The organism is Flavobacterium sp. 123, from assembly GCF_003634825.1.
Taxonomy (GTDB): Bacteria; Bacteroidota; Bacteroidia; order Flavobacteriales; family Flavobacteriaceae; genus Flavobacterium.
In genome coordinates, this window is sequence record NZ_RBXD01000001.1 from 223,978 (window position 1) to 236,015 (window position 12,038).

12 protein-coding genes are annotated in these 12,038 nt (G+C 32.1%); 4 read left to right on the forward strand and 8 right to left on the reverse strand.

The window, feature by feature from the left end; all coding sequences use genetic code 11:
- Positions 1 to 42: 42 nt before the first annotated feature.
- From C8C88_RS01045 to hemN, 4 genes are all read left to right on the forward strand, one after another.
- Positions 43 to 1,170, forward strand: coding sequence for an epoxide hydrolase family protein (locus C8C88_RS01045; RefSeq protein ID WP_199711371.1), 1,128 nt, complete (start codon positions 43 to 45; stop codon positions 1,168 to 1,170).
- Positions 1,171 to 1,280: 110 nt separating this feature from the next.
- Positions 1,281 to 1,823, forward strand: a complete 543-nt coding sequence (locus C8C88_RS01050; protein ID WP_121336361.1) for a hypothetical protein — start codon at positions 1,281 to 1,283, stop codon at positions 1,821 to 1,823.
- Positions 1,824 to 1,955: 132 nt separating this feature from the next.
- A complete protein-coding gene (locus C8C88_RS01055; RefSeq protein ID WP_121336362.1) occupies positions 1,956 to 3,890 on the forward strand; it encodes a DUF349 domain-containing protein in 1,935 nt (644 codons plus the stop codon).
- Between the two features lie 136 nt (positions 3,891 to 4,026).
- Positions 4,027 to 5,391, forward strand: a complete 1,365-nt coding sequence (gene hemN, locus C8C88_RS01060) for an oxygen-independent coproporphyrinogen III oxidase (protein ID WP_121336363.1) — start codon at positions 4,027 to 4,029, stop codon at positions 5,389 to 5,391.
- A gap of 68 nt (positions 5,392 to 5,459) precedes the next feature.
- Here hemN and C8C88_RS01065 read toward each other — a convergent pair whose 3' ends face one another.
- The 8 genes from C8C88_RS01065 to ccoS all read right to left on the reverse strand — a co-directional run bounded on the left by C8C88_RS01065 (position 5,460) and on the right by ccoS (position 11,938).
- Entirely contained in the window at positions 5,460 to 5,693 is a 234-nt protein-coding gene (locus C8C88_RS01065; RefSeq protein WP_121336364.1) for a YdcH family protein, read from the reverse strand.
- A gap of 42 nt (positions 5,694 to 5,735) precedes the next feature.
- Entirely contained in the window at positions 5,736 to 6,437 is a 702-nt protein-coding gene (locus tag C8C88_RS01070) for a sulfite exporter TauE/SafE family protein (protein ID WP_121336365.1), read from the reverse strand.
- Between the two features lie 64 nt (positions 6,438 to 6,501).
- Positions 6,502 to 6,951: a FixH family protein gene (locus C8C88_RS01075; RefSeq protein WP_121336366.1), complete on the reverse strand. Its 450-nt coding sequence runs from the start codon at positions 6,949 to 6,951 to the stop codon at positions 6,502 to 6,504.
- Between the two features lie 29 nt (positions 6,952 to 6,980).
- Positions 6,981 to 8,399, reverse strand: coding sequence for a cytochrome c oxidase accessory protein CcoG (gene ccoG / locus C8C88_RS01080; RefSeq protein ID WP_121336367.1), 1,419 nt, complete (start codon positions 8,397 to 8,399; stop codon positions 6,981 to 6,983).
- Between the two features lie 57 nt (positions 8,400 to 8,456).
- Positions 8,457 to 9,356 carry a cbb3-type cytochrome c oxidase N-terminal domain-containing protein gene (locus C8C88_RS01085; protein ID WP_121336368.1) on the reverse strand — a complete coding sequence of 300 codons (900 nt, stop codon included), beginning with the start codon at positions 9,354 to 9,356 and terminating at the stop codon, positions 8,457 to 8,459.
- A gap of 19 nt (positions 9,357 to 9,375) precedes the next feature.
- Positions 9,376 to 9,555 (reverse strand): CcoQ/FixQ family Cbb3-type cytochrome c oxidase assembly chaperone, encoded by a 180-nt coding sequence (locus C8C88_RS01090; protein ID WP_121336369.1) that lies wholly within the window; start codon positions 9,553 to 9,555, stop codon positions 9,376 to 9,378.
- Positions 9,556 to 9,566: 11 nt separating this feature from the next.
- A complete protein-coding gene (gene ccoN / locus C8C88_RS01095) occupies positions 9,567 to 11,744 on the reverse strand; it encodes a cytochrome-c oxidase, cbb3-type subunit I (RefSeq protein WP_121336370.1) in 2,178 nt (725 codons plus the stop codon).
- Positions 11,745 to 11,746: 2 nt separating this feature from the next.
- A complete protein-coding gene (gene ccoS, locus C8C88_RS01100) occupies positions 11,747 to 11,938 on the reverse strand; it encodes a cbb3-type cytochrome oxidase assembly protein CcoS (protein ID WP_121336371.1) in 192 nt (63 codons plus the stop codon).
- Positions 11,939 to 12,038: the final 100 nt, after the last annotated feature.

A 12,038-nucleotide genomic window follows, 5' to 3' on the forward strand; every position in this document is an offset into this window, starting at 1 on the left:
TTCCATTTTACATCAAACCGTAAATCCAATAATGAATTTATAATGATAATCCCATTTTCAGCAAATATTTCCGAAGATATTCTTATTGATTTAAAGACGAGAATCGAAAACACACGTTGGACAGACGAAATAACTAATTCAAATTGGAGTTATGGAACAAGTCTTTCCTTTATGAAAGAATTATCTAATTATTGGCTTAACAATTTTGATTGGAGAAAAGTCGAAGCAGAAATAAATTCGTTTCCAAATTTCATTGCAAATATTGATGGTCACGAAATTCATTTTATTCATGTAAAAGGAAAAGGGAAAAAATCTATTCCGCTAATTATTACCCACGGTTGGCCAGGCTCATTTATTGAAATGATGAAACTCATCCCTTTATTAACTGATCATGAAAATGTCTCTTTTGATTTAGTTATTCCTTCTATAGTTGGTTTTGGCTATTCAAGTGCGAGTAAAGTTGAGGGCTGTAATTCGGAGTTTGTTGCTGATTTATGGCAGAAATTAATGCTAGAATTAGGTTATAAACAATACGGAGCACAAGGCGGAGATATTGGTTCAGGAATAAGTACCTGGCTATCTTTAAAATATCCCGAGACCGTAATTGGCTTGCATCTAAACTACATTTCGGGATCTTACAAACCTTACTTAAAAGAGGGGGAACAACCAACTGACGAAGTCATAGCATTTCAAAAATTTGTACAGAATTGGGCATCCAAAGAAGGTGCTTATTCCTATATTCAAAGTACAAAACCGCAAACTTTGGCCTATGGTTTAAATGATTCGCCAATTGGATTGTGTGCTTGGATTATAGAAAAATTTAATGCTTGGAGTGATAACAACGGAACTATTAATACTGTTTTCTCAAACGATGAATTGCTTGCAAACGTAACATTATATTGGATTACTCAAACTATTCATTCATCAATCCGAATGTATAATGAAAACAGTAAACATCCGCTACAATTTAGAGAAAACGATTATGTAAAAATTCCTGTTGGATTCGCAAAATTCCCAAAAGAATTGCCAATACCCCCACGATCTTATATTGAGAAAGGTTTCAATATTACTCATTGGACAGAAATGCCATCTGGCGGACATTTTGCTGCAATGGAACAACCAAAATTATTAGCAAGTGACATAAAGAAGTTTTTTGAAAGTTTGATATAATTACTAAATTTAATTTCTGGCAAATGAAATATAAATTGAATAAAGAGTATTCACAGATTTTTAAAAAAATTTTTCCTTATCCTATCATTAACTATTAAAACCAATTATCAATGAAAAAAATAACATTTCTAACTTTTTTAGTTTTGCTATTTGCTTCTTGTAATAAAGATGAAAATACCATCCCAATTTCTGAACCCCTAACTTTTGAGCCCAATTTATTACTCAAAGGCTGGTCATACGACACCATCTTATGGAATGGAACGATTTATCTTTATGACCATAACCCGGACTGTAATAGGGATTATTTTGGGTTTAGAAACAATGAAGGACAAGTATATCAGTTTGAAGAGACGAATTTTACAAATAGTTATTGCTCTACTAATACTACTGTTTTAAGATGGGAACCTATTGGAAATCATATCAATTTTTATTTTGGAACACCCAAAGTAGATGAATTTCAAATAATTTCATTGACTGACAATCTTTTTACTTTTGCCATTGATAGAGATATCGACAAAAATGGTAAAAAAGAACATTTAATAATTACAGCAATACCTTATGATCCTTATAATTCTTATGGGGTAAAAGCAAAAAAAAATCAAAATCTAAAAATATTTCCAGCAAAATTGCATATTAATAATTCCAAAATTTAGTGTAGCCAAACCGCTTCAAAAAAGATAGTTTTTCAACGTAAAATCACTATAAATAGGGGATTTATTTTGTAGTTTGATAGTCCTTTAGTATCTTTCGCATTCAATAAAATAGAAACCTTACACATTGAAAAAATGTTAGAAGAAAAGAATGATAACCTGCCTATGGCAGAAGGAAGTTTAGTTAATAATTCCACAGAATCTGCTGCATCTGAAACTCCAGTTTTGGAAAATACAGCCGTGCCTGAAACCGAAAATCAAACCGTAATTGACGCTATTGCTGAAACAAATGCAGAAGAAAGTGAAGATGAAACGCTGAAAGAACGACACGATATTCCGATGCAGGATTATGATGCTTTACCGTTAGAATCACTTGTAGAAGAATTGAAAAATTTAGTTACAAATGAAAAAGTAATGTCGGTTAAGGATCATGTGGAAGAAATCAAAAAAGCATTCTTAACCAAATACAATCACCTTATTGAGGAGAAAAAAGAGGAATTTCTTGCTGAAAATCAAGATCCAAACGAAGAATTTCAATACCATTCTCCATTAAAAACAAAATTTGATCAACTTTATTCTATCTTTAAAGACAATAGAAATACACATTTCAAAAGCTTACAAACCAATCTAAAAACTAATTTAGAAAATAGATTAGCTATTGTAGAAGAATTAAAAGAGTTGATTAACCCTCAAGAAAACATCAAAGATACCTTAAAACAATTCAATGATTTAAGAGAAAGATGGAAAAACGCAGGGCCAATTCCTAAAGACAAATACAATCACGTTTGGAATAACTATCATTTTCATGTAGAAAATTTTTACGATTATTTACACTTAGATAGAGAAGCTAGAGATTTAGATTTCAAGCATAATTTAGAGCAAAAACAAAAAATAGTAACTCGCGTTGAAGAGTTATTGAAAGAAGCTGATGTAAACAAAGCTTTTAGAGAATTACAAGATTTACACCGCATTTGGAAAGAAGATATCGGCCCTGTTTCTAGAGAACATCGTGATGAAATCTGGAATAAATTTAGTGATTTGACTAAACAAATGCATGATAAACGCGAAGTTTTGTTCGAAAATTTAAGAGGAACTGAACTTGAAAATCTTGAAAAGAAAAAAGAAATAATCGCTAAAATTGAAGTTTTGGCTACCGAAAAAGTGAATGCACATTCACAATGGTTGACACAAATAGAAAAAGTAGAAGCGTTACGTAACGCGTTTTTCTCAGCGGGTAAAGTTCCTGCGGATTTAAATGAGCAAACATGGGCAGCCTTCAAAACTGCAGTTAGAAACTTTAATAGTTTCAAGAACTCTTTTTACAAAGACATCAAAAAAGATCAAAACGATAATTTGAGCAAAAAAACAGCTCTTGTTGCCAAAGCTAAAGAATTACAAGAAAGTGTTGATTTTGCTGCAACTACTCCTATCATGAAGCAAATTCAGGAAGAGTGGAAACAAATTGGTCATGTTCCAAGAAAATACTCAGATAAAATCTGGAAAGAATTTAAAGATGCATGCAACCATTATTTTGACAAACTAAAAGAACAAAAGAACGAGGAAAACGGTGAAGAAGTAGAAGCTTTTGACAACAAAAAAGCTTATTTAGAAAAACTAAGAGCGTTTCAATTGACAGGTGACCATAAAACGGATTTGGATGCCATCAAATTGCATATTGAAACTTGGAAAAATTTCGGAAAAGTTCCATTCCCAAGAAGACATATCGAAGGCAAATTCAATAAAATTCTTGATGCCCTTTTTGAAAAATTAAGTTTGAGCAAGAAAGATACTGAAATGATGCGTTTTTCTAATAGAATGGATCATCTATCTGAAAGTAATGATACCAGAAAATTAGATAATGAAAAGATTTTCTTAATGCGAAAAATTGAAGAAGTTCAAAATGAAATTTTCCAGTTAGAAAATAACATTCAATTTTTCACGAACACTCGAAATGCTAAAAAAGAGAATTCAATTGTTCTAGAAGTACGAAAAAATATAGCAATTCATAAAGAAAGTCTTGATGTTTGGAAAGAAAAACTAAAGCAATTAAGAAATTTAAAACAAGAATAACTTTCTAAAGTTGTTTAAAAACAGAACCTCTATCTTTAATCAGATAGAGGTTTTTTTATAAAAAAATAATAGGATGATAAATATCATTTTAATATTTGGCAAGTCGTATTACTTTTGAATATTAAAATGATTTGCCATGAAAAATTCACTAATACAAAAATACAACGTTCCGGGACCAAGATACACCAGCTATCCTACAGTTCCATACTGGAATGAAGCCGATTTTTCATATGAGATTTGGTTAGAAACACTAAAGAAATCATTTGAAGAAAGCAATTCTAAAGAAGGAATTAGTCTTTATATCCACTTGCCTTTTTGTGAAAGCATGTGCACATTTTGCGGGTGTAACAAACGCATAACTAAGAATCATGATGTTGAAAACCCTTATATAGAAGCTATTTTAAAAGAATGGACTTTGTATTGCAAAATTCTTGGGGAAAAACCAACAATAAAAGAGATTCATTTAGGCGGAGGAACCCCAACATTTTTTTCGACAAAAAATTTGGAAGACCTAATCAATGGTATTTTTTCACATGCTAACAGAGCCGAAAATTATGAATTCAGCTTTGAAGGACATCCAAACAATACCACTCATGCACATCTAAAAAAATTATTCGATTTAGGCTTTAGAAGAGTCAGTTTTGGCGTTCAGGATTATTCTGCTAAAGTACAGAAAGCGATACATCGAGAACAACCCTTCCATAATGTGGCAAAAGTGACTTTTTGGGCTAGAGAAATAGGATATACATCCATAGGTCATGACATTATTTTTGGATTGCCTTTTCAGGAAATTGAAGATGTTATTGATACTGTCGAAAAAACAAAATCGCTACAACCCGACCGACTTGCTTTTTATAGCTACGCTCACGTACCATGGATAAAAGGAAACGGACAAAGAGGGTTTAATGACGAGGACATTCCAAAAGACGACAAGAAAAGACAACTTTACGAAATAGGAAAACATCTTTTGTATGAAAATGATTATCACGAAATTGGTATGGATCATTTTGCATTAAAAACAGACAGTCTTTTTAAATCTTTTGAAGAAGGAAAATTACATCGCAATTTTATGGGATACAGCTCTTCTAAAACACAACTAATGATTGGTTTGGGAGTTTCGTCAATTAGTGATAGTTGGTATAGTTTTGCTCAAAACGTAAAAAACTTGGAAGATTATTATCAAATATTAGAATGGGATAAATTACCCGTTTTTAGAGGACATTTATTAACCAATGAAGATTTAATTATTAGAAAACATATTTTGAATTTAATGTGTAAATTTGAAACAAGCTGGGCTACTAAAGATAGTTATTTTGAAGAAGTTCCAACTATTTTAAACCAACTTGAAGAAATGGAAAAAGACGGATTAGTGCTTTTAAATAATGAAGGAATTACGGTTACTGAAGCAGGAAAACCATTTGTTCGAAACATCTGTATGGCTTTTGATTTACTTCTAAAAAGAAAAGCTCCAGAGACTGCTCTTTTTTCTATGACAGTCTAAAATAGAATAGATATAAAAAAGAAAAGCACACTTTAAAGTGTGCTTTTCTTTTTTATATTATTGAGGGATTACTGTTTGTTTAACATTGAAAATATTTCATCTTTAATAAAAAGCATTCTAGCTTTCAAAACATGAGTATACTCATCTGTAACAACATCTACTCCAGTATTAATTCGATGCACTTCATGTTCTAATTCATCGTATTCATCAAACAATTCTCTGAAGTGATCGTCTTCAACCTTCATCTGATGTATTTTTTCCTGATATTCAGGAAATTCGTGTAATAAATCGTGTCTTCCCATTTTACTTTTAATTTAAGTTAATAAAAGAAACATTATTTTGTTTTAATGGCAATTGGGATTTTGTTGTACAAATAAACTCATGTTTGCTGGAGAAACGTAAGGAATCCCTAACCCTAGTCCTCTCAAAATAAATAACACCCCAATAAGTACCGCAACATACGGAATTGCTTTTTGAATTTTATTTCGAATAGGAACGGTTAAAAACGAATTCAAATAAACTACACTACTCATCATAGGAACAGTTCCTAATCCAAATAGCAACATATATACAACCCCATAACCCGGACTTTGCATTGCTATTGCTCCAAATAAAGCGACGTATACCATGCCACAGGGTAAGAATCCATTGAGTAATCCAATGGTAAATAATGATTTATAACTTCTATTTTTAAATTGACTCCCTAAAGTAGCCTTCATCTTTAAAATTAATTTAAAAATAGGTTTTGAGAAATTGTATAGCGCCAATTTTTTCTCCGGTATCAGAATGACTAAAATCATAGCAACACCTATGAATATAGACAGTTTTTGTTGTATCCCAGCCAGGAAGAATCCTTTTCCTAACAATCCAAAAACAAGACCAATAGTTGCATAAGCGGATAATCTTCCTAGATGATACGTAACAATTTGAGTTACTTTTTTGGCCTGATTATTCCTGTCAACAGGAAGCATCATAGCAATTGGCCCACACATTCCTATGCAGTGCAAACTACTTATTAAGCCAAAAAAGAAAGCTGAGTAAAGCATTTATTATAATCTGAGGTTAAAGAATCGAAAAATAAAAATTACATTCCTCCTTTCGAGTTCAAAACTAATTTATATAAATTATTTCTTTGGTCAAATATGATTTTCCTTCATTTTGCCATTCCATATTAATATCCCAACGACCGCCTACCAAACTTTTTTTAGGTATGAGCAAAGTGTGACCAGAAAGCGAAATCGGAACTTCAAAATCTAGTTTTTTGTTAGACGGTCTATATAGGGACACATTTCCTTTTATTTCATTGGGAATAAACACCTCTGGAAAAGTGACTAAAATGCCCTCTGAAGTAGATTTTATTGATGGTTTTTGAGCTAAATCATGCGCATTTTGAACCCTTACCATTTCATCACCAAAATGAGCGTCATGTTTATAATATTCCTCAACAACTAACTCATTATCATATTTTGAATTTGATTGTACTTTAAAAACAAAATATAATATGAATGACATGAATAATGCAAAAGCAATTACAACGCCTGTTCCCCAATTGAATTTCATTATTTTTTATTTAAATTTTTATTATTTGATTAATCAAAACTTCTTGGACTTAAGAAACTAGTTGTACTAGTTTCAATTTTTTTATCACCATTATATACTTCAATCTGCAATTTAGTTTTGTCACTTTGTAACAAATATTGATTGATTTCAATAAATAAAGTTCCTCCATCCATACCTTGTTTAGGCACTTTGAAATCTTGTTTTCCTACTACTTTTAAAGTCCCTTTAATACCGACTAATTTAAAATGAATGTCATTAAAATCAGTGTTGGTTTTATTAATGATTTTAAAAGTATAAATATTACTTATATTATCTCCTTTGTGCTGAAACAACTGCCCTGGTAATCTTAAAAAGGTGGCTTCAACCTCAGTTCTCAAGAATAATAAACCAATTAGAATTCCCGTCAAAATAAATAAGACAGCGGAATATCCTTTCATTCTGGCTGTAAATTTGAACTTAGATTTTTTCTCTATTTCATCTTCTGATGCATATCGAATCAATCCTTTTGGCAATCCAACACCTTCCATAATTGTATCACATTCATCGATACAAGCGGTGCAATTTACACACTCTAATTGAGTTCCATTACGAATATCAATTCCTGTTGGGCAAACATGCACACATTGTTTACAATCGATACAATCTCCTTTGCCTGTTAAGGCTCTGTCTTCTTGCTTATTGAATTTTGCACGACCAACTTCTTTTTCACCGCGGACAAAATCATAAGCTACATTTATTGATTTATTGTCTAACAAAACCCCTTGTAATCTTCCGTAAGGGCAAGCTATTATACACACTTGTTCTCTAAACCAAGCAAATATAAAATAGAATACTCCAGTAAAAATGAGTAAAGCAATTAATGTGCTTATATTGTTCTCTGGCCCTTCTTCAATCATTTTGAACAATTCATCACTACCGATTAAATACGCTAAAAATACATTAGCAATAAAAAAAGATATGATAAGAAAGATAAACCATTTAACACCTTTTTTTCTTATTTTTTCGGCATTCCATTCTTGTTTACTCAAACGAATTTGAGCACCACGATCTCCTTCAATCCAATATTCTATTCTTCGGAAAACCATTTCTAAAAAGATAGTCTGTGGACAAATCCATCCACAAAATATACGTCCAAAAATTACCGTAAAAAGAATAACGAAAACGACACCAACAATCATGAAAAGAACAAAGAGATAAAAATCTTGGGGCCAAAAAGGAAATCCGAAAATATTAAATCTTCTTTCTAAGACATTAAACATCATGAACTGATTGCCATTAATCTTTATGAACGGATTAGCAACTAAAATAATTAACAAGAAATAACTAATCCATTTCCTGTAATCATAAAATTTTCCGGAAGGTTTTTTAGGAAAAATAAATTTTCTATTCCCTTCTTCGTCAATAGTTCCTATGGTATCTCTAAAAGCTTCGTCTGGTAATTTTGACATGTGTTTTATATTTTAAAAGACCAATTTCACATTTGAGAAATTGGTCTTTTTATTTTTTTATTTTGCTGGGGTTGCAGCTGCATCCTCAACCCAAATTTCTCCATCTGGTGCTTTTGGATCTTTTGGATTACTCCCTTTTAAAGAGATAACATAACTGGCAACTTTTTGTATTTCTTTCGGTTTAAGTGTTCCTTTCCAGGCAATCATTCCTTTTCCATCACGACCACCATTAGTAATGGTATGAAACAAGTTCTTAATTCCACCACCTAGAATCCAATTGTCATCTGTCAAGTTCGGTCCAATTTGTCCACCAGCATCTGCTCTGTGACAAGCAGCACAATTAGTTTCAAATATAGTTTTACCTTCTGCTAAGTCGGCTCCTTCTGTCAATAAGGTAACCGTTTTTTCATCCATTAAATCTGGAGCAGTTTTCATATACTCAGCCACTTCAATTTTAGCTTGAGCCATTTCTTTTTTAAGTTCCATTTCTTGATTATCAGCACCCAAAATTTCAAAACGAACTAGGTAAACAATCGAAAATAGGATACAAGCATAGAATAAATATACCCACCATGGTGGTAAATTGTTATCTAACTCTTTAATGCCATCATAATCATGATCTAATAATAGTTGACCTTCATTTTCAATTGGTTCTGATTTAGTCAAGCTTTTTACTAATTTCTCATACCACTGACTTTCTTTAAAACTAGTGGCACTTGCAGCTTCTAATTTTGCTTTTTGCTCATCTGTCAATAATTGGTATGTGATTTTATCAATGGCACTAATTGTAATTTCTATTGCTATCAAAAGAAATAAAAATACAAATAAGAAAACGGAGACCATTGGGAACTTTATAAAAGCTGGCCTATCTCCAGAGTCTACAAAATACTCCATTGCTGCAAATACAGCAAAAAAGATAAGGGGGACTCTAACATATACTGGGATTAATTTTTTCATTTTCTAAATTTTTAAAAAATTATATTGTTTGATTGTCATTCAATGGGATTTGGCTCATCTCTTCTATTTTTTCTTTCTTATAAGAGAAAACCCATAGACCAAGTCCTACAAAAAACAAAAAGAAGATTAATAACGATAGTATCGGATAAATCGCAACTCCTGCGATGGTTTCCATATTGTGTTTTATTTGTTCAAACATGACTATATTATTTATTCTTTTACTTTAATATCTGTTCCTAATCGTTGAATATAAGCTATTAATGCTACGATTTCTCTTTCATTCATTGGCACAAATTTCTCTCCTTTTGCATCCGCTTTTTTCTTGCTATCATCATAACTTTTTACAAAGTCTGGATCATTTTTCAAACTTTCTTCAATAGAAATAGCTTGAGCTCTTAAATCTTTTTGAGCATTCGCAACTTGCGCGGCAGTATAAGGTACTCCTAAAGTAACCATTGCTTCCATTTTCTTTTGAGTCATAGAAACATCCATTGCTTTGTTATCAAACAACCATTTGTACCCTGGCATAATTGAACCTGCAGAAATACTTTGTGGACTCCAGAAGTGGTTGAAATGCCAGTTATCATTGTATTTACCACCTACTCTTAACAAGTCTGGACCGGTACGTTTAGAACCCCAAAGGAATGGATGATCGTATACAAATTCACCTGCTTTAGATTGTGGTCCATATCGTTCCACTTCACTACGGAAAGGACGAACTGACTGAGAGTGACATCCTACACAACCTTCACGAATGTATAAATCACGCCCTTCTAACTCTAATGGAGAATATGGTTTTACACTTGCAATAGTAGGGATATTAGATTTCACCATAATAGTAGGCACAATCTGAATAATTCCTCCAATTAAAATAGCTACTGTAGCCAAAAGTGTTAACTGAATAGGTTTTCTTTCTAACCAAGGGTGGAATTTTTCTCCTTTAACTCTTCCTGCACTAATTTTTACTAATTCAGGTGCTTCGGCTAATTCATCTTCAATTGCAGAACCTGCTTTTACCGTTTTGATAATATTATAAACTAACACAAACATTCCTGTTAAGTATAATGTTCCTCCTACAGCTCTCATCCAATACATTGGCATAATTTGAGTTACTGTTTCAAGGAAGTTACCATACGTTAAAGTTCCGTCTGGATTAAATTGTTTCCACATTGAAGCCTGTAAAAACCCTGCAACATACATTGGAAGTGTGTATAATATAATTCCTAATGTACCAATCCAAAAGTGGAAATTAGCTAATTTAATAGAGTATAAAGTACTTTTTGTCATACGTGGAATCAACCAATAAATCATACCAAAGGCCATGAATCCATTCCAAGCTAAAGCTCCAACGTGAACGTGTGCAATAATCCAATCCGTATAATGCGCAATAGCATTTACATTTTTAAGAGACAACATTGGTCCTTCAAAAGTAGCCATCCCATAACCAGTAATAGCAACTACGAAGAATTTCAAAACAGGATCAACACGAACTTTATCCCAAACTCCTCTCAAAGTCAATAATCCGTTTATCATACCTCCCCAAGATGGAGCAATCAACATGATTGAAAACACAACTCCTAAATTCTGTGCCCAAGTTGGCAATGCAGAATACAATAAGTGGTGTGGTCCAGCCCAGATATAAATAAAAATCAAAGACCAGAAGTGAACAATAGAAAGTCTATAAGAATATACTGGACGATTAGCTGCTTTTGGAACAAAATAATACATCAATCCTAAAAATGGTGTAGTCAAGAAAAAGGCAACAGCATTATGTCCGTACCACCATTGAACTAAAGCATCTTGAACCCCTGCATATACAGAATAACTTTTCATTGCTGAAACAGGTAATTCTAAACTATTGAAAATATGTAAAACAGCTACAGTTACAAATGTTGCCAAATAAAACCAGATTGCTACATATAAATGACGCTCTCTTCTTTTTATCATGGTTCCAATCATGTTAATACCAAATACAACCCAAATTAACGCAATTGCAATATCAATTGGCCATTCTAATTCGGCATATTCCTTTGAAGTACTAAAACCTAAAGGCAATGAAACAGCTGCGGCAACAATGATTAATTGCCAACCCCAAAAGTTTAGATTACTCAAGAAATCACTAAACATCCTTGCTTTTAATAACCTTTGCGTCGAATAGTAAACCCCTGCAAACATAGCGTTTCCTACAAAGGCAAAAATAACTGCATTGGTGTGTAAAGGTCTCAATCTACCAAAACTTAACCACGAAATTCCGTCAGTTAGGTTTGGAAAAAGAAACATAATAGCCAGAATAAGTCCAACTAACATTCCCACTACACCAAAAACAATGGTGGCGTAAATGAATTTCTTTACAATTTTGTTGTCGTAATAAAATTGTTGCATTTCCATAATTAAATTTGTTTTTCTTCTGTTGTTTGTATTGATTTTGGATTGTTAATTTTGAGCTCATCGTCAAAAAGCATTCTGACAGATGGCGTATAATCATCGTCATACTGACCTGTTTTTACTGCTCGAATAAAAGCAACAAAAAAGCCAATAGCAACTACGATACTAATGGAGATTAATAAATATATAACACTCATACCTTAAAATTATGTTAACAAAATTAGTTTTTGAATCTCGCAAAAAACATGACATTTATCATGATTAAAGCATTATGATAAATTTATACAAAAATTTAAT

What these genes read in the sequence shown, in the direction of transcription:
- C8C88_RS01045 (WP_199711371.1), top strand. Translation starts at nt 43, where the DNA reads ATGATAATCCCATTTTCAGCAAATATTTCCGAAGATATTCTTATTGAT.
- C8C88_RS01050 (WP_121336361.1), top strand. Translation starts at nt 1,281, where the DNA reads ATGAAAAAAATAACATTTCTAACTTTTTTAGTTTTGCTATTTGCTTCT.
- C8C88_RS01055 (WP_121336362.1), top strand. Translation starts at nt 1,956, where the DNA reads ATGTTAGAAGAAAAGAATGATAACCTGCCTATGGCAGAAGGAAGTTTA.
- hemN (WP_121336363.1), top strand. Translation starts at nt 4,027, where the DNA reads ATGAAAAATTCACTAATACAAAAATACAACGTTCCGGGACCAAGATAC.
- C8C88_RS01065 (WP_121336364.1), bottom strand. Translation starts at nt 5,693, where the DNA reads ATGGGAAGACACGATTTATTACACGAATTTCCTGAATATCAGGAAAAA.
- C8C88_RS01070 (WP_121336365.1), bottom strand. Translation starts at nt 6,437, where the DNA reads ATGCTTTACTCAGCTTTCTTTTTTGGCTTAATAAGTAGTTTGCACTGC.
- C8C88_RS01075 (WP_121336366.1), bottom strand. Translation starts at nt 6,951, where the DNA reads ATGAAATTCAATTGGGGAACAGGCGTTGTAATTGCTTTTGCATTATTC.
- ccoG (WP_121336367.1), bottom strand. Translation starts at nt 8,399, where the DNA reads ATGTCAAAATTACCAGACGAAGCTTTTAGAGATACCATAGGAACTATT.
- C8C88_RS01085 (WP_121336368.1), bottom strand. Translation starts at nt 9,356, where the DNA reads ATGAAAAAATTAATCCCAGTATATGTTAGAGTCCCCCTTATCTTTTTT.
- C8C88_RS01090 (WP_121336369.1), bottom strand. Translation starts at nt 9,555, where the DNA reads ATGTTTGAACAAATAAAACACAATATGGAAACCATCGCAGGAGTTGCG.
- ccoN (WP_121336370.1), bottom strand. Translation starts at nt 11,744, where the DNA reads ATGGAAATGCAACAATTTTATTACGACAACAAAATTGTAAAGAAATTC.
- ccoS (WP_121336371.1), bottom strand. Translation starts at nt 11,938, where the DNA reads ATGAGTGTTATATATTTATTAATCTCCATTAGTATCGTAGTTGCTATT.